The organism is Massilia niastensis DSM 21313, from assembly GCF_000382345.1.
Taxonomy (GTDB): domain Bacteria; phylum Pseudomonadota; class Gammaproteobacteria; order Burkholderiales; family Burkholderiaceae_D; genus Telluria; species Telluria niastensis.
The window spans coordinates 16,820-37,434 of sequence record NZ_KB908129.1 but is presented as its reverse complement, the minus strand read 5'-3'; the positions used below and the strand labels follow the sequence as shown (position 1 = coordinate 37,434).

General features: G+C 65.6%; 20 protein-coding genes, 1 tRNA gene and 2 pseudogenes. 16 read left to right on the top strand and 7 right to left on the bottom strand.

What is annotated here, in order from left to right:
- Positions 1–142 (top strand): annotated as a pseudogene (locus H162_RS34825) (IS1595 family transposase); the annotation flags it as partial.
- Between the two features lie 74 nt (positions 143–216).
- Here H162_RS34825 and H162_RS0123800 read toward each other — a convergent pair.
- The 3 genes from H162_RS0123800 to H162_RS0123790 all read right to left on the bottom strand — a co-directional run bounded on the left by H162_RS0123800 (position 217) and on the right by H162_RS0123790 (position 3,295).
- Positions 217–2,016, bottom strand: a complete 1,800-nt coding sequence (locus H162_RS0123800; RefSeq protein WP_026355019.1) for a PhoH family protein — start codon at positions 2,014–2,016, stop codon at positions 217–219.
- 226 nt (positions 2,017–2,242) lie between these two features.
- The gene (locus H162_RS0123795) at positions 2,243–2,713 is read right to left on the bottom strand and encodes a peroxiredoxin (RefSeq protein ID WP_020655996.1); all 471 of its coding nucleotides are present in this window, start codon (positions 2,711–2,713) and stop codon (positions 2,243–2,245) included.
- Positions 2,714–2,911: 198 nt separating this feature from the next.
- Entirely contained in the window at positions 2,912–3,295 is a 384-nt protein-coding gene (locus H162_RS0123790; protein WP_026355018.1) for an Mth938-like domain-containing protein, read from the bottom strand.
- A gap of 175 nt (positions 3,296–3,470) precedes the next feature.
- Between H162_RS0123790 and H162_RS0123785 the strand changes: the two genes are divergently transcribed.
- Entirely contained in the window at positions 3,471–4,700 is a 1,230-nt protein-coding gene (locus H162_RS0123785; protein WP_026355017.1) for a pyridoxal phosphate-dependent aminotransferase, read from the top strand.
- 22 nt (positions 4,701–4,722) lie between these two features.
- Positions 4,723–6,042 carry a homoserine dehydrogenase gene (locus H162_RS0123780; RefSeq protein WP_020655993.1) on the top strand — a complete coding sequence of 440 codons (1,320 nt, stop codon included), beginning with the start codon at positions 4,723–4,725 and terminating at the stop codon, positions 6,040–6,042.
- A 75-nt stretch (positions 6,043–6,117) separates the two neighbouring features.
- Here H162_RS0123780 and H162_RS34820 read toward each other — a convergent pair whose 3' ends face one another.
- On the bottom strand, positions 6,118–6,291 hold the full coding sequence (locus H162_RS34820) for a hypothetical protein (protein WP_020655992.1): 174 nt from the start codon (positions 6,289–6,291) through the stop codon (positions 6,118–6,120).
- A 261-nt stretch (positions 6,292–6,552) separates the two neighbouring features.
- Between H162_RS34820 and H162_RS0123770 the strand changes: the two genes are divergently transcribed.
- Positions 6,553–8,454, top strand: coding sequence for an MFS transporter (locus H162_RS0123770; RefSeq protein WP_020655991.1), 1,902 nt, complete (start codon positions 6,553–6,555; stop codon positions 8,452–8,454).
- A 154-nt stretch (positions 8,455–8,608) separates the two neighbouring features.
- Positions 8,609–8,685 (top strand) — tRNA-Pro (locus H162_RS0123765).
- A 91-nt stretch (positions 8,686–8,776) separates the two neighbouring features.
- On the opposite strand, the pseudogene H162_RS31735 reads toward H162_RS0123765, so the two are convergent.
- From H162_RS31735 to H162_RS0123750, 3 genes and pseudogenes are all read right to left on the bottom strand, one after another.
- Positions 8,777–9,341: pseudogene (locus H162_RS31735) on the bottom strand (D-glycero-alpha-D-manno-heptose-1,7-bisphosphate 7-phosphatase).
- Positions 9,338–9,925 (bottom strand): glycosyltransferase, encoded by a 588-nt coding sequence (locus H162_RS31730; protein WP_020655989.1) that lies wholly within the window; start codon positions 9,923–9,925, stop codon positions 9,338–9,340. The pseudogene H162_RS31735 and the gene H162_RS31730 overlap by 4 nt, the downstream one beginning before the upstream one ends.
- A gap of 183 nt (positions 9,926–10,108) precedes the next feature.
- Positions 10,109–11,053, bottom strand: coding sequence for a hypothetical protein (locus tag H162_RS0123750; protein ID WP_020655988.1), 945 nt, complete (start codon positions 11,051–11,053; stop codon positions 10,109–10,111).
- Positions 11,054–11,384: 331 nt separating this feature from the next.
- Between H162_RS0123750 and H162_RS31725 the strand changes: the two genes are divergently transcribed.
- The 11 genes from H162_RS31725 (at position 11,385) to H162_RS0123695 (ending at position 20,614) form a co-directional block, all read left to right on the top strand.
- Positions 11,385–11,684 (top strand): KGG domain-containing protein, encoded by a 300-nt coding sequence (locus H162_RS31725; RefSeq protein ID WP_040788061.1) that lies wholly within the window; start codon positions 11,385–11,387, stop codon positions 11,682–11,684.
- 201 nt (positions 11,685–11,885) lie between these two features.
- Positions 11,886–12,251: a hypothetical protein gene (locus tag H162_RS0123740; RefSeq protein WP_020655986.1), complete on the top strand. Its 366-nt coding sequence runs from the start codon at positions 11,886–11,888 to the stop codon at positions 12,249–12,251.
- 102 nt (positions 12,252–12,353) lie between these two features.
- Complete coding sequence (locus H162_RS0123735; protein ID WP_020655985.1) at positions 12,354–13,475, top strand: M14 family metallopeptidase; 1,122 nt, start codon at positions 12,354–12,356, stop codon at positions 13,473–13,475.
- A gap of 3 nt (positions 13,476–13,478) precedes the next feature.
- Positions 13,479–13,952, top strand: a complete 474-nt coding sequence (locus H162_RS0123730) for a CYTH domain-containing protein (protein ID WP_020655984.1) — start codon at positions 13,479–13,481, stop codon at positions 13,950–13,952.
- Complete coding sequence (locus tag H162_RS0123725) at positions 13,952–15,118, top strand: serine hydrolase domain-containing protein (protein ID WP_020655983.1); 1,167 nt, start codon at positions 13,952–13,954, stop codon at positions 15,116–15,118. Before H162_RS0123730 ends, H162_RS0123725 begins: the two co-directional genes overlap by 1 nt.
- A 384-nt stretch (positions 15,119–15,502) precedes the next feature.
- Positions 15,503–16,117, top strand: a complete 615-nt coding sequence (locus H162_RS0123720) for a c-type cytochrome (RefSeq protein WP_020655982.1) — start codon at positions 15,503–15,505, stop codon at positions 16,115–16,117.
- Between the two features lie 11 nt (positions 16,118–16,128).
- Positions 16,129–17,424, top strand: coding sequence for a c-type cytochrome (locus tag H162_RS0123715; RefSeq protein ID WP_020655981.1), 1,296 nt, complete (start codon positions 16,129–16,131; stop codon positions 17,422–17,424).
- Positions 17,425–17,465: 41 nt separating this feature from the next.
- Complete coding sequence (locus tag H162_RS34815) at positions 17,466–17,639, top strand: hypothetical protein (protein WP_020655980.1); 174 nt, start codon at positions 17,466–17,468, stop codon at positions 17,637–17,639.
- The gene (locus tag H162_RS0123705) at positions 17,639–18,205 is read left to right on the top strand and encodes a cupredoxin domain-containing protein (RefSeq protein ID WP_020655979.1); all 567 of its coding nucleotides are present in this window, start codon (positions 17,639–17,641) and stop codon (positions 18,203–18,205) included. Before H162_RS34815 ends, H162_RS0123705 begins: the two co-directional genes overlap by 1 nt.
- Before the next feature lie 13 nt (positions 18,206–18,218).
- Entirely contained in the window at positions 18,219–19,823 is a 1,605-nt protein-coding gene (locus H162_RS0123700) for a cbb3-type cytochrome c oxidase subunit I (protein ID WP_026355014.1), read from the top strand.
- A complete protein-coding gene (locus tag H162_RS0123695) occupies positions 19,820–20,614 on the top strand; it encodes a c-type cytochrome (protein ID WP_020655977.1) in 795 nt (264 codons plus the stop codon). Before H162_RS0123700 ends, H162_RS0123695 begins: the two co-directional genes overlap by 4 nt.
- Position 20,615: the final 1 nt, after the last annotated feature.

Below are 20,615 nucleotides of genomic sequence, written 5' to 3'. Positions count from 1 at the left end.
GTGGCTGGCGCGCTTCCACGGCGTCGCGTCGCGCTACCTGCCCAACTATCTCGGCTGGCAATGGGCGCTGGATGGCGGGCGCATCAGTTCAGCGGAACAATTGCTCAGGGCCGCGATCGGTCTCTTCCATATGCGAAGGTGACAGCGCCAAAAAAAATGCCCGCCGGGTGGCGGGCATTCGGACTGCGCCTGCCGCAAGGGCAGGCCGCAGGAAGATCACAGGACGTCGCTGGCGTGGTCGGCCAGGCGCGAGCGTTCGCCGCGCGCCAGGGTCACGTGGCCGCTGTGGCCCCAGCCCTTGAAGCGGTCGACCACATAGGTCAGGCCGCTCGAGCCTTCGGTCAGGTAAGGCGTGTCGATCTGGGCGATGTTACCGAGGCACAGGATCTTGGTGCCCGGGCCGGCGCGCGTGACCAGGGTCTTCATCTGCTTCGGCGTCAGGTTCTGCGCCTCGTCGATGATCAGGAACTTGTTCACGAAGGTGCGGCCGCGCATGAAGTTGAGCGACTTGATCTTGATGCGCGAGCGGATCAGGTCCTGGGTCGCGGCGCGGCCCCAGTCGCCGGCGTCGCTGTCGGACTTGTTCAGCACTTCGAGGTTGTCGTCGAAGGCGCCCATCCACGGCGACATCTTTTCTTCCTCGGTGCCCGGCAGGAAGCCGATGTCCTCGCCGACCGGCACCGTCACACGGGTGACGATGATCTCGTTATACAGCTTGGTCTCGAGCACCTGGGCCAGGCCCGCGGCCAGCGCCAGCAGGGTCTTGCCGGTGCCCGCCTGGCCGAGCAGGGTAACGAAGTCGCACTCCGGATTCATCAGCAGGTTCAGCGCGAAATTCTGTTCGCGGTTGCGCGCGGTGATGCCCCACACGTTGTTCTTCTGGTGGCTGTAGTCGCGCAGGGTCTGCAGCACGGCGGTCTTGCCGTTGATCTGCTTGACCTGGGCGTAGAAGGGCGACTCGCCGTCCTTCGGCTCCAGGTAGACGAACTGGTTCACCAGCAGGGTCGGGACCACCGGGCCGGTGACGCGGTAGAAGGTCGAGGAATAGCCGTTGCGGTTTTCCTGCCACGATTCGATGTCCTTGCCGTGCCGGTCCCAGAAGTCGTCCGGCAGCTGGATGATGCCCGAGTACAGCAGGTCGGTGTCTTCCAGCACGTGGTCGTTGAAGTAGTCCTCGGCCGGCAGACCCAGTGCACGCGCCTTGATGCGCATGTTGATGTCCTTCGACACCAGCACGATCGCACGGCCCGGGGTCTGGTCTTCGAGTGCGCGCACCACGCCCAGGATCTGGTTGTCGGCCTTGCCGGAAGGGAGGCCTTCCGGCAGGGCGGCGCCATTCAGCTTGGTCTGGAAGTACAGGCGGCCCTTGGCGTCCTTGTTGCCCAGCTTGGCCAGCGGGATGCCGGCTTCGATCGCATCGTCGTCGATGTTCGCGATCAGGGCGTCGAGGGTGCGCGAGACCTGGCGCGCGTTGCGCGCGACTTCCGACATCCCCTTCTTGTGGTTGTCGAGTTCTTCCAGGGTCATCATCGGCAGGTAGACATCGTGCTCCTCGAAGCGGAACAGCGAGGTCGGGTCGTGCATCAGCACATTGGTGTCGAGGACGAATACCTTGGTGGTGCCGCTCTTGTCGGCCTTGCGGCTGGTGGACGACTTGACGTTGACTTCGACCGGCTTGTGCTTGGCCGGATGCGGCTGGTCCGCATCGGTTTCGCGCAGCTTGGCCACGGTGGCCGGCGCGGAGCGCGATTTTTCTCCCCGCGCGGGAGCGGGTTCCGGGACCGCGAGCGCGGCAGGCGCGGCGGCGGGTGCTGCGGCGACGGCTGCTTCAGCGGCCTTGGCCTTGCGCGCGCGCGCTTTCGGCGCAGGCACGGCCTGGCCGCTGATCAGGTCTTCGAGATCGGCGTCGGTCTTGGCCGACGCGGGGCGAACCGGCGACTTGCCGGGTTCGGCCTTCGGGTAATCCTTGGCCAGCAGCATGGTGGCTGGCTTGGTGGGCATTTTTGGCAGTGGCATCAGGTTCTCAATCTAAAAAAGGTCTGGAAGGCCGGGGCGTGCGCGAGCCACAAGGGCGCGCAGCCGCACGGAATGATGCTGGTTGGGGAACTGTTGCAATGCGGGCCGGACCCGGGTGAGTCCCGGTCCGGCTGGCAGCCAGATTGGAATGATGCTGATGTGAAGCGGGTTGACTCAAAATAGGCGTTAGCTATCCAGCAGGTTGATGAACTGGAGCCATCCGTCTTCAGGGCTGGCTCTTCAAAAATTCCAGCACTTCGGCCACGTGATCGTTGACTTTCACGCCACGCCATTCTTTCACCAATTTGCCGTGAGCGTCAATGACAAACGTACTGCGCTCGACCCCCCGCACCTGCTTGCCATACATATTCTTCATCTTCATGACATTGAACTGGGTGCATACAAGCTCATCCGGATCGGAGATGAGCTCGAACGGCAGGCCGAGCTTGGACTTGAAGTTCTCGTGCGAGCGCAGCGAATCGCGGCTGATGCCGTAGATCTCGGCGCCGAGGCCCTGGAATTCCGGATGCGCTTCGCGGAAGGAGATACTTTCTGTGGTGCAACCTGGGGTGTTGTCCTTGGGGTAGAAGTACAGGACGGTATACCTGGCCGGACGGCCGGACAGCTCGAAGGTCAGGCCATTGGTCATCGGGGCGGAAAAATTGGCGACGGGTGCGGCGGTTGGGCTCTCGGCCACGGGGTTCTCCTGGCAGTGGCAGCGCGGCGCGCTGCGCGTTCATCCTCCCTGGCAATCGGTGCAGGGAGCGGGAGTCGCCATGATAATGCGCCGCTGCCGCCTCAGCTAGTCCCGAATGGCCAAGTCAACAATATCCAGGTGGCGGAAAGTTGCTTTTTTTTAAGAGCAGAGCGCGCGGCGGCCGCGGCAGGTCCTGGATCAGGCGCCGGAAGCGTCGATGATCAGGGCCAGCGTGACCTTGCGGCCTTCGCCCATCAGGATGTTGTAAGTACGGCAGGCGGCGTGGCTGTCCATGCATTCGACGCCGATGCGCAGCGCCGCCAGGCTGGCGACCAGGCGCGGGTGGACGAAGCGCTGGCGCTCACCGGTGCCCAGCACCACGACGTCGGGCGCGTCCTTCGCGATGTCCTCGAAGTGGGCCGTGGTCAGGTCTTCGAAGCGCGCCACGTTCCAGGGGCGCGGCGGCACCTCGGGCATGACGGTCAGGCTGTACTCGAAGCGCTGGGCGTTGATTTCGACACCGCGGGCATCGTAGCCGGTCACGGTCTGGTATTGTTGAGTGCTATCGGAATGAAGCTTCATCGTCTGGCTGTGCGTGTGGCCGCTGGCGGCCGGATGGGCGAATTCTGGCGAATACGTGGTTCGCCGCCTAAGCATCCATTGTAACCGGGACCGGCAAGGTTGCTTAAATCGGTCGCTTTCGGCAGAATGGGTATTTTTCGCACTGCAACAAAGCGGCTTTCTTTCAGGGGATATTTTGCGACCGATTCTCAAATCGAACAAGCTCGACGACGTCTGCTACGAGATCCGCGGTCCGGCACTTGAAAAAGCGCGCCAGATGGAGGACGACGGGCAGAAGATCATCAAGCTCAATATCGGCAACCTGGCCGTGTTCGGCTTCGACCCGCCCGACGAGATCGTGCAGGACATGATCCGCAACATGCAGGGTGCGGCCGGCTATACCGACTCCAAGGGCCTGTTCGCGCCGCGCAAGGCGGTGATGCACTACACGCAGTCGAAGGGCATCGCCAACGTCAGGATCGACGACATCTACCTCGGCAACGGGGCCTCGGAACTGATCGTGATGGCGATGCAGGGCCTGCTCAACAACGGCGACGAAGTGCTGGTGCCGGCGCCCGACTACCCGCTGTGGACCGCGGCCGTCAGCCTGGCCGGCGGCGCGCCGGTCCACTATGTCTGCGACGAGCAGGCCGGCTGGATGCCCGACATCGAGGACATGCGCAGGAAGATCACGCCGAATACGCGCGCGATCGTCGTCATCAATCCGAACAACCCGACCGGCGCCCTGTATTCGCGCGAAGTGTTGCTCGAGATTATCGAACTGGCGCGCCAGCACCAGCTGATCGTCTACGCCGACGAAATCTACGACAAGACCCTGTACGACGGCGCCGAGCACGTGTCGCTGGCCTCGCTGGCCGACGACGTGCTGTTCGTGACCCTCAACGGCTTGTCGAAGAACTACCGTTCCTGCGGCTACCGCGCCGGCTGGATGGTGGTGTCCGGCGAAAAGCGCCACGCGAAGGACTATATCGAGGGCCTGAACATGCTGGCCTCGATGCGCCTGTGCTCCAATACGCCGGGCCAGTTCGCGATCCAGACCGCGCTCGGCGGCTACCAGAGCATCGCCGACCTGGTCGGACCGGGCGGCCGCCTGCTGAAACAGCGCGATCTCGCGCACCAACTGCTTACCGATATACCGGGTGTGTCCTGCGTCAAGCCAAAAGCGGCGCTGTACATGTTCCCGCGCCTCGATCCGAAGATGTACCCGATCACGGACGACCAGCAGTTCATCTGCGAGCTGCTGGCCGAGGAAAAAGTGCTGCTGGTGCAAGGCACCGGCTTCAACTGGATTGCTCCGGACCATTTCCGGCTTGTGTTCCTGCCTAATTCCGACGACCTGACCGACGCCTGCGGACGCATCGCGCGCTTCCTCGACGGCTACCGGCGGCGCCACGGGCGCGCCTAGACATCAACGAGAAACAAGAATTATGAAACCCATCAAAGTTGGCCTCCTGGGTATCGGCACCGTCGGTGCCGGCACCTTTAACGTTCTCCAGCGCAACCAGGAAGAGATCCGCCGCCGCGCCGGCCGCGGTATTGAAATTGCGATGGTCGCGGCGCGCAATATTGAACGTGCACGCGAACTGACCGGCAACCAGGTTGAGGTGGTGGCCGACCCGTTCGCGGTGGTCAACCATCCGGACATCGACATCGTTGTCGAGCTGATCGGCGGCTACGAGCTGCCGCGCGAGCTGGTGCTCAAGGCGATTGCCAACGGCAAGCATGTGGTCACCGCCAACAAGGCGCTGCTGGCGCTGCACGGCAATGAAATCTTCGCGGCGGCCCAGGAGAAGGGCGTCACGGTGGCCTTCGAGGCGGCCGTCGCCGGCGGCGTGCCGATCATCAAGGCGCTGCGCGAAGGCCTGACCGCGAACCGAATCGAATCGGTGGCCGGCATCATCAACGGCACCACCAACTTCATCCTGACCGAAATGCGCGAGAAGGGCCTGGACTTCGCGACCGTGCTCAAGCAGGCGCAGGAACTGGGCTATGCCGAAGCCGACCCGACCTTCGACATCGAAGGCGTGGACGCGGCGCACAAGCTGACGATCATGTCGGCGATCGCCTTCGGCATCCCGGTGCAGTTCGACAAGGCCTACATCGAGGGCATCAGCCAGCTGCAGGCCGCCGACATCCGCTATGCGGAAGAGCTCGGCTACCGCATCAAGCTGCTCGGCATCACGCGCCGCGTCCAGAACGAGACGGGCGAGGGCATCGAGCTGCGCGTGCATCCGACCCTGATTCCGGCGGCGCGCCTGATCGCCAACGTCGAAGGCCCGATGAATGCGGTGCTGGTGCAGGCCGACGCGGTCGGTTCCTCGATGTACTACGGACGGGGCGCCGGCTCGGAGCCGACCGCCTCGGCCGTCATCGCCGACCTGGTCGACGTGACCCGCCTGGCGACGGTCGACCCGTACTGCCGCGTGCCGCACCTGGCATTCCAGCCGAACGAGATGACCGACGTGGCGATCGTGCCGATGGCCGAGATCACCACCAGCTACTACCTGCGCGTGCACGTGAAGGACCAGCTGGGCGTGATGGCCGACCTGACCCGCATCCTGGCCGACACCGGCATCTCGATCGACGCCGTGCTGCAGAAGGAGCCGGGCGACGAGACCGACATCGACATCATCATGCTGACCCACCAGACCCGCGAAAAGCACATCGACGCGGCCATCGCCAGGATCGAGACCCTGCCGGCGGTGATCGGCAAGGTGACCCGCATCCGCCTGGAAACGCTGAGCTGACCGTCTTCCCGTAGCCGGGAAACGATACGGACATCGTGGCTGTGCCGCGATGTCCGTATTTTTTTGCGCCGCAGCCTACGAGGGCAGGTTCCATTGGGGCAGCAGGGCGGGCGCACAGGCTTCGGTGCGCGGCGCCCCCTCGTCGTCGTCGAGGAGGGCGGTGGTCAGGAGCAGGAGGTCCTGCTCGATGTGCTCGAACAGCGCACTGGCGACGCTGGCGTAGCAGACGTGGAAGTTGGAAGAAGTCATCCGCGGATTCTACCTGCGCTGCGCTGCGCAACGGCGCCGGATCGGGACCGGGTTGATACGCTTCAAGGGAGGGGCGGACGCCGCGCCCGGTTTGGCCGGCGGACTTGCGGCGCGCCGGTCTTCGTGCTTGCGCCCGGTGTATCGGCACCTGCGCCCGGCGGTATCATTTTTGACGACGCAAGCATGTTTATGAGAAACCCCGTTGGTTGACCGGGGTCTGCCGTTGTACAGTACGGACTCCTAGTCACGCACGCCATTCGCATGAGCCAACCGAACCAGTTTTCCCTGCTGAAGCAGCGCCGTTTCGGCCCGTTTTTCTGGACCCAGTTCCTGGGCGCCTTCAACGACAACCTGTTCAAGACCGCCTTGCTGGTCGTCCTGACCTACGACGCGCTGTCGTGGACCACGCTCAACCCTTCGCTGCTGAACAACCTGATTCCCGGCCTGTTCATCCTGCCCTTCGTGCTGTTCTCGGCGACGGCCGGCCAGATCGCGGACAAGGTCGACAAGGGCCGGCTGGCGCGTTTCGTGAAGCTGCTCGAGATCGGCATCATGCTGGTGGCCGGCATCGGCTGGATGACCCACACGCTGTGGCTGCTGGTGGCGGCCGTGGTCGGCATGGGCCTGCATTCCACGCTGTTCGGGCCGGTCAAGTACGCCTACCTGCCGCAGCAGCTCAAGCCGGAAGAACTGGTCGGCGGCAATGGCGTGATCGAGATGGGCACTTTCGTCGGCATCCTGCTGGGCGAAGTGGCGGGGGCGCTGCTGGTGGCGCACAAGCCGTGGGGAATCGAGCTGGTGGTGGGCGGCACCCTGGCCTGCGCGCTGCTGGGGCTGGCGGCCAGCTGGCGCATTCCGGCCTCGCCGGCGCCGGCGCCGGAGCTGAAGATCAGCCGCAATCCCTTTGCCGAGTCGTGGCGCAACCTGTCGTTCTCGCGCCAGAACCGCACCGTGTTCCTGTCGATGCTGGGCAATTCCTGGTTCTGGTTCTACGGCGCCCTGATCCTGGCCCAGTTCCCGGTGTTCGCCAAGGATTACCTGCATGGCGACCACAGCGTGTTCGTGCTGCTGCTGACCGTGTTCTCGCTCGGGATCGGCCTTGGATCGCTGCTGTGCGAGCGCCTGTCGGGCCACAAGGTCGAGATCGGCCTGGTGCCCTTCGGCTCGATCGGCCTGTCGCTGTTCGGCATCGACCTGTATTTCGCCGGCTCCGCCTTTGCGGGTGCGGCCTTCGTCGGCACGGGGGCGGTGGACGCCTTCGGGCTGCTGGCCCAGCCGGGCGTGTGGCGCATCCTGGCCGACCTGGTCCTGATCGGCGTGTTCGGCGGCTTCTACATCGTGCCCCTGTTCGCCCTGATCCAGACCCGCTGCGACCCGAAGCACGTGTCGCGCACGATCGCCGGCATGAACATCCTGAACGCGCTGTTCATGGTGGCCTCGGCCGGCGTCGCCATCCTGCTGCTGGGGCAGGGCTTCACGATTCCCGAGCTGTTCCTGGCGACGGCCCTGCTGAATGCCCTCGTGGCCGTGTACATCTTCTCGCTGGTGCCGGAATTCCTGATGCGCTTCCTGGCCTGGATGCTGATCCACACCAGCCACCGCGTGCGCACCGTGGATGCCGGGCGCATTCCCGAGGAAGGTCCGGCGGTGCTGGTCTGCAATCACGTCAGCTACGTCGATGCGCTGGTGATCGGCGCCGCCAGCCCGCGCCCGATCCGCTTCGTGATGGACCACCGCATCTTCAGGACGCCTTTCCTGGGCTGGATCTTCCGCGCCGCCAAGGCGATTCCGATCGCGCCCGCCAAGGAAGATCCGTGGCTGATGGAAAAGGCCTTCGTGGATATCGCGCACGCCCTGCATGACGGCGAGCTGGTCTGCATCTTTCCGGAAGGGAGGCTGACCTCGACCGGGGAGATCAACGAATTCCGCGGCGGCATCGCCAAGATCGTCGAGCGCAGCAAGGTGCCCGTGATCCCGATGGCCTTGCGCGGCTTGTGGGGCAGCATGTTCACGCGCGACAAGACCAACCTGTTCGAGCGCCGCTTCGCCCGCGGCGTGCGCTCGAAGCTGGCGCTGGCGGTCGGGCAACCGGTGGCGCCGGAGACGGCGACGCCGGAATACCTGCAGCAGCAGGTGCTGGCGCTGCGCGGGGACTGGAAATAAGTCACGAGGCATACCGGGGCGCCGGCGGGACGGGGCGCCAGGCCTGCCCAGGTGGGCATCAGTGCCTTGTTCGGAAAGGAATGCGAACGCATGATTAAAATCTTATTACAAATACTCAAGTTATTTTCTGGCTCTGATATAATTGCTGGCTAGTCGGGGCGTAGCGCAGCCTGGTAGCGTACCTGCATGGGGTGCAGGGGGTCGGAGGTTCGAATCCTCTCGCCCCGACCATTTGGAATCAATGATTTAGGCCAAGCTTACGCTTGGCCTTTTTCGTTTTGGCGTTTCAGCCTCGTTTCCGTCGCAAAAATGCTGCACGGATTCAGCGCCGGTCGCCCTGCCGGGCGATCAGCACGGCCGCCGCGTAGAGGTCGGGCGCGATCCGCGTCGGCAGCCGACGCGGTCCGAGACGCCACTCGGTCTCCTTGCCATTGTCGATGAGCAGGGTGCGGCACCCGGCCCGGTTCCCGGCCTCGACGTCATGCAGGGCGTCGCCGATCATCCAGGACGCGCGCAGGTCGATCCCGTGCTCGTGCGCCGCGCGCAGCAGCAGGCCGGGGGAGGGTTTGCGGCAGGGGCAGGGTCTGGCATGGGCCTCGATGCAGCCGAGCGGATGGTGGGGGGCAATAGTAGAAGCCTTCCAGCGAAAGGTGTTCGCGGAACAGCAGGTCGGCCAGCCGGTCGGCGATCGGCGGCATCGCGTCTTCGCCGAAGCAGCCATGGGCGATGCCGGACTGGTTGCTCACGACGAACAGGCGGTAGTCGAGGCTGGCCAGCAGGCGCAGCGCGATGCCGGCGCCGCCGGCCAGGCGGATGCGGCGCGGCTCGGCATTCAAGGGGTGGTGCTCCACCAGCCCATCGCCTTTGTCCAGGAAGACCGCCTTCATCTCATCGCTCCGGGCGCAAGGATGGCGCGGCCGGCCTTGCCCATCGCCAGCGCCAGCGCGGGATGGCGATGCAGCCGCGCCAGCCGCTCCGCCAGCGCCTCGGCATCGCGCGAGGGGATGAGGTAGCCGGTGACACCGTCCCGCACGGCATACGCGTCGCTGCCGACCACCGGCCTGCCGCAGGCCATTGCCTCGGTCGTCGTGATGCCCAGCCGTGTGCGCCATGGCATGCTGGCGATGGCGTCGGCAGCCCCGTAGTAGTCGCCCAGCGCGGCGCGTGCAGGCTGGCCGCTGAAGCGCACGTGCGGCGTGACGCCCAGGTCGGCCGCAACGGCGCGCAGCCTTGCCAGTTCCGGGCCGCCGCGCCGCGAGGGATCGCGCAGGTCGCTGCTGGCCACGATGAGTTCGGCATCGACACCGTGGCGTTCGCGCAGCATCGCCAGGCCGCGGATGACCGTGTCGATACCCTTGTGCGGCGCCATCCGGCCAAGCTGCAGCACGACGAAGCGCCCGGTGTCGATGCCGAGACGGCAGCGTGCCTTCTCCATCGCGGCACGCTGCGTCAGCGCGGCGGAAACAGCCATCAGTGCACCATCGTTTGCTCGCATGACGATCCCCGTGGAGGTGTCCTGTGCATTCGAGTGCGCGCGAACGGCCGGGTTTCGGGCGGCGGGTGCGGATTGGAGGTGGATCAAGACCGGATCCCCGCGCTGGCGGAGATCCGGCTTGCTTCGACTAGCGGGGAAGACCTGGCGCCAAACGCGCTCTTACTTGCGCGAGAATCCGGTATCGTCGTCCATCTTCTTGTCTCCCGCCAGTTTGTTGGCGCCACCCGGGCTGCGCGGGTAGCCGCCGGCCGCGTCGTTCGACTCGTGTATCGCCGGGTCCTGCTGCATGCTTCCGCCCGGACGATAGCCCTGGTCTTCGGTGCGCGGTCCGCTGTTGCCCGGGCTGCGCGGCAGGCCGCCCGCCACGTCGTTCGACTGGTGGATCTCTTCGGCGCCGAGCTCGCGTCCTTCGTTGCCGGTTTGCGAGCCCGAGCGGTCGGTGCTCTGCTGCGACTGGCCCGCACCCGACTGCCGCGACTGGCCGGCGCCCGGTTGCGGCGGATGGCCGCTCCCCGACTGGAATGACCGGTTCGGATCTTCCGGCCAGGTCATGGGCATGCCGGTGGCGCGCGACGGGTTGCCTGGGGAACTCCCTTCCGACGGCTCATGCGTCGAGTGCGACGCGCCATACGACGCTCCCACCGCGTCGTCGCTCGGATCGATGCCGCCCGCCGCTGCCTGGCGGTTGCCGTACCCGCCGCCCTGCAGCTCCGGATGCGCCGGATTCTGCGGATTCATCCCGTGCGCGGCCTGGCGGTTGGCCGGGTGATGCACGACGTCGGTGGCGAACTCATCGTTGCGGTGCTTGCGGCTGAAAGGCTGTTCGAGCAGGCCCCAGGCCTCCGAGTGCATTTCCATCTGCCGCTGGTGGCTGTCGCTGATGCCTTGCTGCGCGCCGGATCCGCCGGTCTGCTGGCTTTGCATCGAGCCGCCGGGCAGTTCCTCGCTTCCCGCCAGTTGCGGAGCCTGCTGCCGGGACGCGCCCTGCGGATGGGTATGATCCATCGGCCCGCTGGTCGTGTTCCCCTTCGAGCCCGGAGTACCCTTTTCGTTCGCGCCGTTGTTGGTCTGGTTGTTCGCTTCGCTGCGTTGGTTCGCATCCATCTTGGCCTCCTTTGGAATCGTGATGGGGCGACATGAACGCCGCCCGATATTGCCATGATGCTTGTAGCCTGATGAACACAGTATAGGAAGACGTAGGGGTGCCGTGTAGGACGGTTTCTGGCCATTTTATTGTCGACCGGAAGTAGATTTCTATTTTTGCATTTTCTGTCGCGTGAAGTCCTACAAAGTCATCTGAAAACGTCCTATACCCTCATCCATCATGCGTGCCTAAGATGACTTCGAACACCGCTCATCGGCGCTTGGTCGTGGGTGAGGTTCAAGCCTGCCGCAGGACGCGGCGGTTCTAAAAGCGAACAGGGAGAAGGACATCATGGCCTCAAGCAACCAAGGTAGCAAACAAGGCGGAAATCAAGGCGCCAGCAGCCAAAGCACCGGCACCGGTACCCGTAATCGCGGTTTCGCATCGATGGACCCGGCACGCCAGCGCGAAATTGCCAGCCAGGGCGGCAAGGCAGCGCACGCAAAAGGAACGGCACACGAATTCACTTCGGAAGAAGCACGCCGTGCAGGCAGCATGAGCCACGGTAATCGCCAGTCGGCCAGTGCCGGCACCGGCAGCGCTTCGCGCAGCTCCTCCAAGACCAGCAGCCGCGGCGGCTCGAAAGAGTAATCCGCGCTGCAACCATTTCTGCGGCCAACGCAGGAGAGCAACCGACCGAATACCACGGGGAGCCGCAAGGGCTCCCCGTTTTGTTTCCAACATCACACAAAACGCGGATGGGATGCGGTAGAATCGCCGCGTCTTTTTCAACCTTCCCCAAGGACCATCGTCGTGAAACCAGCGGTTATCCGTCAAGTCAAAAGCCTGTCCATGTCCTGCGACCGGGTCGGCAACCTGTTGCTGACCAAGTTTTCCACCCAGGGCGCCAGCGACGTGTGCATCCTCGTCCCGGCATCGATCGTGTTCTGGCTGCTCAAGCACCTGCCGGCCAACCGCGACCCCCAGCTGCAGGCGCCGCCGCCGGCGCCGCCGATCACCCAGCAGGACTGGGAAAGCCCCTACGTCCCGCGCGCGCAATACGTGAACTGCAAGGAGCTGCCGGGCGCGATCCGCATGACCTTCGTTACCGACCGCAAGCCCGACCTGACGGTCGTCCTCGACCGCAGCAACGTCGAGCTGATGCGCCAGGTCATGATGATGTACACCAAAGACCTGATCGACCTCGACGCCCAGTAAGACCCCAGGTGCGGCGCCGGACGGCAGGGGCGCTCGGCGCTCCGCCGCTTCGCCGCTCCGGTATGATGCTTAACTTTGTGAACCGGCCACGAAAGGATCCCCATGCCCATCAAAATCAGCCAGATGTTCGACTCCGGCGCCATCGACGTCGTCCGCGCCGACGGTCCCAAGCAGATCGACCTGAACCTGCGCAAGGATTCGCACGCCGACATCCACCAGTGGTTCCACTTCCGCCTGCAGGGCGCGCGCGGCCAGGCCTGCACGATCCGTTTCCTGAACGCCGGCCAGGCCACCTACCCGAAGGGCTTCGAGGACTACCAGGTGGCCGCGAGCTACGACACCGAGAACTGGTTCCGCGTGCCGACCACGTTCGACGGCCAGGTCATGACCGTCAACCATACCCCTGAGCTCGACAGCGTCTACTACGCCTACTTCGAACCCTACACCTGGGAGCGCCACCTGCGCCTGCTGGGCGAAGTCGCGGAAAACCCGATCGCGCGCGTGCACGACATCGGCTCGACGGTCGACGGCCGCGACATGAACCTGGTGGTGATCGGCAACCCGGCGGCGGAGAAGAAGATCTGGGTGATCGCGCGCCAGCATCCGGGCGAAACGATGGCCGAGTGGTATGTCGAAGGCATGATGGATGCGCTGCTCGACGACGCCAACCCGGTCTCGCGCAAGCTGCTGCAGCGCGCGGTGTTCTACATCGTCCCGAACATGAACCCGGACGGCTCGGTGCGCGGCAACCTGCGCACCAATGCGGCCGGCGCCAACCTGAACCGCGAGTGGATGACCCCGAGCCTGGAACGCAGTCCGGAAGTGCTGTGCGTGAAGAACAAGATCCACGAAACCGGCGTCGACATGTTCTTCGACATCCACGGCGACGAAGCGCTGCCGTACAACTTCGTGGCCGGCAACGAGATGCTGGAAGACTTCACGCCGGAACGCATGGCGCGCCAGAAGGCCTTCGTCGAGCAGTACATGGCCGCCAGCCCGGACTTCCAGAACGTCTACGGCTACGCCGCCAGCAAGTACAACGACGAACTGCTGACCCTGGCGTCGAAGTACATCGGCCACACCTTCAAGTGCCTGTCCCTGACCCTGGAAATGCCGTTCAAGGACAACGCCGACCTGCCCGATCCGCACACCGGCTGGAACGGTGCGCGCAGCGCGGCGCTCGGCGCGGCGATCCTGCAGCCGATCCTGCAGTCGCTGGACTAATCCATGGGCGTCGAGATCGAGCGCAAGTTCCTGCTGACGGGCGACGACTGGCGCGCGCTCGGCGAGCCCGTGCTGCTGCGCCAGGGCTACCTGTGCACCGACCCGATGCGCACCGTGCGCGTGCGCATCGAGGGCGCGCAAGGCGTCCTCACCATCAAGGGCAAGAGCGTGGGCGCGACCCGCGGCGAATGGGAATACCCGATTCCGCTGGCGGAGGCGGCCGAACTGCTCGACCGGCTGTGCGAACGCCCGCTGATCGAAAAGACCCGGCGCCGCATCGCGCACGCGGGCTTCGTCTGGGAAGTCGATGAATTCCTCGGCGAGAACGCCGGCCTGGCGGTGGCCGAGATCGAACTCCCGGCCGAGGACACGGTCTTCGACAAGCCGGCCTGGGTCGGCCAGGAAGTCACGGGCGACCAGCGCTACTACAACTCGAGCCTGAGCCGCACCCCTTATTCCCGGTGGACCAATCCTTGATGACGAACACTTCGCGCCGGCAGGCCCTGGCCCTGGGCCTGGCCTTGCTGCTGCCGGCCGGCGCCGCCATGGCCGCCGATACCAAAGCCGCCGCCAGTGCGGCGTATTTTCCTCCCGCGGGCGAGTGGGCCCGCAAGACGCCTGAACAGCTCGGGCTCGACCCGGCCCTGCTTGCGGCCGCGGTGCAGTACGCGCAGTCGCGCGAGACCGGGCGCGCCATCGATTTCTCCGACCAGGAAGCGACCTTCGGCGCGCGCCTGGGTTCGCTGCCGAGCAAGCGCGCGCGCACCAACGGCCTGGTGATCTACAAGGGCTATGTGGTGGCCGAGTTCGGCGATACCCGCTTCGTCGATCCGACCTATTCGGTGGCCAAGAGCATGCTCGCGACCGTGGCCGGGGTGGCGCTGCGCGAAGGCCGCATCAAGAGCGTCGAGGAGCTGGTCGGCAAGCGCGTGACCGACGGCGGCTATGCCTCGGCGCAGAATGCCGCCGTGACCTGGAAGCACCACCTGCAGCAGGAATCCGAGTGGGAAGGCAGCATGTGGGGCAAGAACGGCGACTTCGTCGGCAAGGCCGAATTCGGCGCCGGCGAACGCAAGCCGCGCACCCTGAAGGGCCCGGGCAGCTTCTACGAATACAACGACGTGCGCATCAACCGCTTCGCGCTGTCGCTGCTGCGCGTGTTCAACCAGCCGGTGCCGGACGTGTTCCAGGAACAGGTGATGGACCCGATCGGCGCCTCGAACAGCTGGAAATGGGTTCCCTACCATAACAGCTACGTGGAACTGAACGGCAGGCAGGCGCCCTCGGTCAGCGGCGGTACGCGCTGGGGCGGCGGGATGTGGATCGACAGCTGGGACCTGGCGCGCTTCGGCTACCTGTGGCTGCGCGGCGGCGCCTGGGACGGGCGCCAGATCCTGGCGCCGTCCTACGTCAAGGCGGCGCTCACCCCGAGCGCGCACGGCCCGGACTACGGCTACCTGTGGTGGCTCAACACCAGGGGCAAGAACTTGCCGGGACTGCCCGCCAATGCCTTTGCCGCGCAGGGGGCGGGGTCGAACACGATCGTCGTGTCGCCCGACCATGAGCTCGTGATCGTGTGGCGCTGGCATGCCGGCAATTCGGCCGAATTCGCCAGGCGCGTGATCGCCGCCATCCGCAAGTAAGCACTCCCTGGCACAGGGCCCGGGCCGTGCGCCCGGGTCCTGCAAGAATTCCTCCAGTTCGTGTGGCGCCGATGCTGCGCCCGCATCCTCTCTTCGATCGTCCTCCGTGCAGCTTGAAAGGGGGCTGACGCCCCTCCCATGCCTCTTGGCCTAGACGATATCGTTGGGCCAAGCCCCGATCTATCCCTTTTGCAGCGGGAGGCGCGCCATCTGGCAGATGGTAATCTAACCACACCTGAGAGATTCTTAGCAGTTGCAACTGGTAAATATTCTTGAGGGGTCATAGTGAAGCTAGTCCAGAGGTCAATCCTGTTGACCCTGCTCGCGTGTTCCGGCGCCGCGACGGCACAGGGTCAATCGGTCTCCGACCGGATCCCGGACACGATGGAGGCGCGCGTCGCCGCCTGTGTCGGGTGCCATGGCGATGCCGGGCGGGGTGTCGAGAACGTCTATTTTCCGCGGCTGGCGGGCAAGCCGGCCGGCTACCTGTACCACCAGCTGGTGGCCTTCCGCGATGGCCGGCGCAAGTATGTGCCGATGAACTACCTGCTGGCCTATCTCCCCGATTCCTACCTGTTCAAGATGGCGGAATACTTCGCCGCCCAGAATCCGCCGCCCCTGGCGCAGGCGGGGGCGAAGCCGTCCGCCCAGCTGGTCGGCCAGGGGCAGCAGATCGCGACCCAGGGCGTGGCGGCCAGGCGCATCCCCGCCTGCACTACCTGCCATGGCGTCGACCTGGCCGGGCGCGAACCCGGCGTCCCGGGACTGCTCGGACTGCGCGCCGATTACGTCAGCGCCCAGCTCGGCGCCTGGCGCTACGGCACGCGCACCGCGATCGCGCCCGATTGCATGCAGGTGATCGCAGCCAGCCTCAGCGAACCCGAGGTGGCGGCCGTGTCGGCCTACCTGGCCTCGCTGCCGGTGTCCAATGCGCGCCCCGCCAAGCCGAGCGGCGTCCAGCTGCCGATGCCTTGCGGCAGTCAGTCCCAGCCGAAGTAGGAGTCATGTTGATGAGTTACGCAAGAAACTTCGGCAGGTTCGCACGCTGCCTGGTCCCGGCCTTGCTGCTGGCAACGGCGCAGGCCCCGGCCATGGCGCAGCAGCCACCGGCAAAGCCGGCGGCGCAGCAAGGCGCGCAACAGGCCCTGATCGAACGGGGCAAGTACCTGGCCCAGGCCGGCGACTGCATCGCCTGCCACACCGTTCCCGGCCAGAAGATCTTCTCCGGCAACCGGGCCATGCCGACCCCGTTCGGCACCCTGTACGCGCCCAACATCACCCCCGATCCCGAGACCGGGATCGGCAAGTGGAGCGCGGACGATTTCCACCGCATGATGCGCACCGGACGCTCGCGCAAGGGCGAGCTGCTGTATCCGGCGATGCCCTTCGCCAGCTACACCAAGGTGAGCCGCGCCGACAACGACGCCATCTTCGCCTACCTGCGCTCGGTGCCGCCGGTGCGCCTGCAGACGCGCGAGCACGACCTGCGCTTCCCATACAACAACCGCGCGCTGCTGATCGGCTGGCGCACGCTGTACTTCAAGGAAGGCGAGTTCGTGCCGGACCGCAGCAAGTCGGCCGAATGGAATCGCGGCGCCTACCTGGTCGAAGGCCTCGGCCACTGCGCGATGTGCCATACGCCGATCAACATGCTGGGCGGCTCGTCCGAGGAGCGCGCCTTCCAGGGCGGGCTGATCCCGATGCAGAACTGGTATGCGCCGGCGCTCAACTCGAACAAGGAAGCCGGGCTCGGCACCTGGGAGATCCAGGACATCGTCGACCTGCTGCAGAAGGGCGTGTCGAACCGCGGCACGGTCTACGGGCCGATGGCCGAGGTGACCTTCAACAGCCTGCAGTACATGAACGACGCCGACGTGCGCGCGATGGCCGTGTACCTGAAGAGCCTGCCGTCCGACCTGCCGGTGAATGTCGATCCGGGCAAGGCGCCGGCGCGCGCCGACGTCACCCAGCAGCACTCGCAGGGACGGCGCGTCTACATGGCGCAGTGCGCGAGCTGCCATGGCGAGCAGGGGCGCGGCAAGCTGCCGCACTACCCGCCGCTGGCGAACAACCAGTCGATCACCATGACGTCCGCGGTCAATCCGATCCGCATGGTGCTCAACGGCGGCTATCCGCCGGGCACCCGCCGCAATCCCATGCCGTATGGCATGCCGCCGTTCGCGCATTCGATGTCGGACCACGACCTCGCCGCCGTGGTCACCTATATCCGTACCGCCTGGGGCAACCGCGGCGCGCCGGTGACGGTCCGCGAAGTGAACGAACTGCGCTCGGCGACCGTCGAGTAGTCAAGAAACAAGTCGACAATAAGTTGAAACAAGGAGTAATCATGATTCTCGAACCGGCCGAGAGCGACGCCAGCAGCGACCAGCAACGGGTCGACGCCATCGTCGCACAGGGACCGAGCGGCGCCTTCGCCGTGGCCGGGCTTGCGGTCGCCATCGTCATGGCGATCTGGCTGGCCTTCTATGTCTTCGTCTACCTCGCGCGGGGAGGGGACTGATGGCCAACTCACGCCATGCCGCCGACAGCGGCGCCGTCGCCCATGCGGCCGAGTCGCGCTGGGCGCTCCTGGTCGGGGCCATCATCGCCTTCCTGGTCGGGATGGTCGTCTACATGAGCGTGCACTGGGCCGCCATGCCGCCGGTGCGCACCGAGACCATCGACCCCGGCACCCTGCACCTGGCCGGCGAGTTCGTCGAGCACAACCTGGGCGCGGTCGCCGAAGCCGACGGCACGGTGACCTTGCGCCTGGTGGCCAACCAGTATTCGTTCACGCCGTCCTGCATCGCGGTGCCGGTGGACACCCCGATCCAGATCCGCGGCACCGCCGCCGACGTGGTGCACGGCTTCTCGGTCGGACAGAGCAATGTCAACGTGATGCTGGTTCCCGGCTATGTCTCGAACTTCCACACCAGGTTCGAGAAGACCGGCGAGCACGCCATGCCCTGCCACGAATACTGCGGCGTCGGGCATGCCGCGATGTGGGCGCGCATCAAGATCATCGACAAGGAGGAATTCATGCGGCAGGCGGCCGGCGGAAGGAGGGTGAGCTGTGTTCAGCAATGATTCCAGGCGGCTGGTGCTGGCCCATTTCTGGGTCGCGTTCGCGGCCTTCTTCGTCGCGCTCCTGCTGGGCGAATGGCAGATGTACATCCGCAGTCCGCTGCGCGACTGGATCGGCAATCCCGAGCTCTACTACCGCGCGGTGACGGCGCATGGCACGGCCATGGGCTATGTGTTCCCGACCCTGGTCGCGATGGGCTTCGGCTACGCGATCGTCGAACTCTCGCTCAGGCAGCGCCTGGTCGGACGGCGCTGGGCCTGGACCGGTTTCTTCCTGGTGGTGCTGGGCACCGTCACGGCCATGATCCCGGTCTCGATGGGCCTGGCCACGGTGCTGTACACCTTCTATCCGCCCCTGATCGGCAATCCTTTCTACTACATCGGCGTGGTGCTGGTGGTGGTCGGTTCCTGGATCTGGGTGGCCCTGATGGTGGTCAACCTGAAGGTGTGGAAGGCGGCCAAGCCGGGCGCCACCGTGCCGCTGCCGATGTTCGCCAACCTGGCCGGCGCCTACCTGTGGGCCTGGACCTCGCTCGGCGCCTCGATCGAGATCCTGTTCCAGATCCTGCCGGTCGCGCTCGGCTTCAAGTCGACCATCGATGCCGGGCTGGCGCGGGTGTTCTTTTCCTGGACCCTGCATGCGATCGTGTATTTCTGGCTGATGCCGGCGTATATCGCGTTCTATACGCTGGTGCCGCGCGCCATCGGCGGACGGCTCTACAGCGACAAGATGGCGCGCATGTCCTTCGTGCTGTTCCTGGTGTTCTCGATGCCGATCGGCGTGCACCACCTGTTCCAGGATCCGCAGGTCGGTTCCGGCGTCAAGTTCCTGCACGCGGTCTTCACCGCCATGGTGTCGGTGCCGACCCTGCTGACGATCTTCACGATCACGGCCTCGGTCGAGATCGCCGGGCGGCTGCGCGGCGGCAGCGGCCCCTTTGGCTGGCTCAGGAAGCTGCCCTGGCATAACCCGATGATGCTGGCGGTCGCGTTCTCCTTCATCCTGCTGGGCTTCGGCGGTGCGGGCGGCCTGATCAACATGAGCTACCAGCTCGATTTCGCCATCCACAACACGCAATGGATCACCGGCCACTTCCACCTGATCTTCGGCGGGGCGATCGTCATCATGTACTTCGCCCTGGCCTATGACCTGTGGCCGCACCTGACCGGCAAGCGCCTGGTGGCCGGGAAGATGATGCGCTGGCAGCTGTGGCTCTGGTTCGTCGGCATGATCGTGCTGACCTTCCCGTGGCACGTGGTCGGCATCCTCGGCATGCCGCGCCGGATGGCCTATTTCGACTACAGCAATCCGGAACTGGCGCCGCAGGCGATCACCGTCATCATCACCTTCATGGGCGGCCTGCTGCTGGTCGTGTCGGGCCTGCTGTTCCTCTTGATTCTGCTGCGCGGGCATCGCGCCGAGCACATCAGCCTGCCCGAGTTCCGCTTCAGCCAGGAAGTGCATGCGGGCGGAAGGATGCCGGCGGCGCTGAACGGCTATGCCCTGTGGCTGGCCCTGATGATCGGGCTGTCGGTGGTGAACTACGGCTATCCGATCGCCCAGCTCATCGGGCTCGAGCAGACCTCGGTGCCGGCGGTTCCGGTAGGAGCGCAGCCATGAGCGACGACAAGATCTTTTCGTTCCGTAATCGCTGGTTCACCTGGAGCGTGGCGATCGTGGTGGCGATCGCCTTCGGCGCGGCCATGGTGGGCTTCGTGTGGGTGCCGCGCGCCCATGCGCGCGCCGCCATGGAAAGCCTGTGGGACGCGATCTGCAGCGCCGCCGGGGCGCCCGCTCCCTACCGGAGCGCCGGCCTGCCGACGCCGGAGCAGAAGTTCCCGACCAGCGTCATCGTGAACGCCACCATGATGGGGGAGGCCGGCCAGGCATCGATCGGCAATGGCGCCACCCTGGCGATGAGCTGCACCATGTGCCACGGCGCGCGCGGCACCAGTCCGGCCGGTACGCCGCACCTGGCCGGGCAGCCGGCGTCGGCGACCTACAAGCAGCTGCGCGATTTCGCCTCCGGCCACCGGCCGAGCGCGATCATGCAGCCGCTGGTGCTGGAACTGAGCGACCAGGACATGCGCGACCTGTCCGCCTATTACGCCTCGCTCGAGCGCGAACGGATTTCGGCGATCGAGCCGTCGGAGGAGGGCACGCCGCGCCTGGTGCGCAACGGCGATCCGATGCGCAGCATCGGCGCCTGCTCATCCTGCCACAGCCCGCATGCGGTGCGGCCGGCCACGCCGGTGCTGGAAGGCCTGTCCGAGACCTACCTGCGCGACCAGCTCCTCGCCTTCCGCGCCGGCCGGCGCGCCAACGACATCAACCGCCAGATGCGCAACGCGGCGCACGGGCTGACCGACAGCGAGATCGCGCAGCTGGCGCGCTACTACGCCGACCGCTAGC

Excerpts from the sequence above, each read along its gene's own strand:
- H162_RS0123800 (WP_026355019.1), bottom strand. The coding sequence starts at position 2,016 with ATGCCACTGCCAAAAATGCCCACCAAGCCAGCCACCATGCTGCTGGCC.
- H162_RS0123790 (WP_026355018.1), bottom strand. The coding sequence starts at position 3,295 with ATGAAGCTTCATTCCGATAGCACTCAACAATACCAGACCGTGACCGGC.
- H162_RS0123780 (WP_020655993.1), top strand. The coding sequence starts at position 4,723 with ATGAAACCCATCAAAGTTGGCCTCCTGGGTATCGGCACCGTCGGTGCC.
- H162_RS34820 (WP_020655992.1), bottom strand. The coding sequence starts at position 6,291 with ATGACTTCTTCCAACTTCCACGTCTGCTACGCCAGCGTCGCCAGTGCG.
- H162_RS0123770 (WP_020655991.1), top strand. The coding sequence starts at position 6,553 with ATGAGCCAACCGAACCAGTTTTCCCTGCTGAAGCAGCGCCGTTTCGGC.
- H162_RS31730 (WP_020655989.1), bottom strand. The coding sequence starts at position 9,925 with ATGGCTGTTTCCGCCGCGCTGACGCAGCGTGCCGCGATGGAGAAGGCA.
- H162_RS0123750 (WP_020655988.1), bottom strand. The coding sequence starts at position 11,053 with ATGGATGCGAACCAACGCAGCGAAGCGAACAACCAGACCAACAACGGC.
- H162_RS31725 (WP_040788061.1), top strand. The coding sequence starts at position 11,385 with ATGGCCTCAAGCAACCAAGGTAGCAAACAAGGCGGAAATCAAGGCGCC.
- H162_RS0123740 (WP_020655986.1), top strand. The coding sequence starts at position 11,886 with ATGTCCTGCGACCGGGTCGGCAACCTGTTGCTGACCAAGTTTTCCACC.
- H162_RS0123735 (WP_020655985.1), top strand. The coding sequence starts at position 12,354 with ATGCCCATCAAAATCAGCCAGATGTTCGACTCCGGCGCCATCGACGTC.
- H162_RS0123730 (WP_020655984.1), top strand. The coding sequence starts at position 13,479 with ATGGGCGTCGAGATCGAGCGCAAGTTCCTGCTGACGGGCGACGACTGG.
- H162_RS0123725 (WP_020655983.1), top strand. The coding sequence starts at position 13,952 with ATGACGAACACTTCGCGCCGGCAGGCCCTGGCCCTGGGCCTGGCCTTG.
- H162_RS0123720 (WP_020655982.1), top strand. The coding sequence starts at position 15,503 with ATGGAGGCGCGCGTCGCCGCCTGTGTCGGGTGCCATGGCGATGCCGGG.
- H162_RS0123715 (WP_020655981.1), top strand. The coding sequence starts at position 16,129 with ATGAGTTACGCAAGAAACTTCGGCAGGTTCGCACGCTGCCTGGTCCCG.
- H162_RS34815 (WP_020655980.1), top strand. The coding sequence starts at position 17,466 with ATGATTCTCGAACCGGCCGAGAGCGACGCCAGCAGCGACCAGCAACGG.
- H162_RS0123705 (WP_020655979.1), top strand. The coding sequence starts at position 17,639 with ATGGCCAACTCACGCCATGCCGCCGACAGCGGCGCCGTCGCCCATGCG.
- H162_RS0123695 (WP_020655977.1), top strand. The coding sequence starts at position 19,820 with ATGAGCGACGACAAGATCTTTTCGTTCCGTAATCGCTGGTTCACCTGG.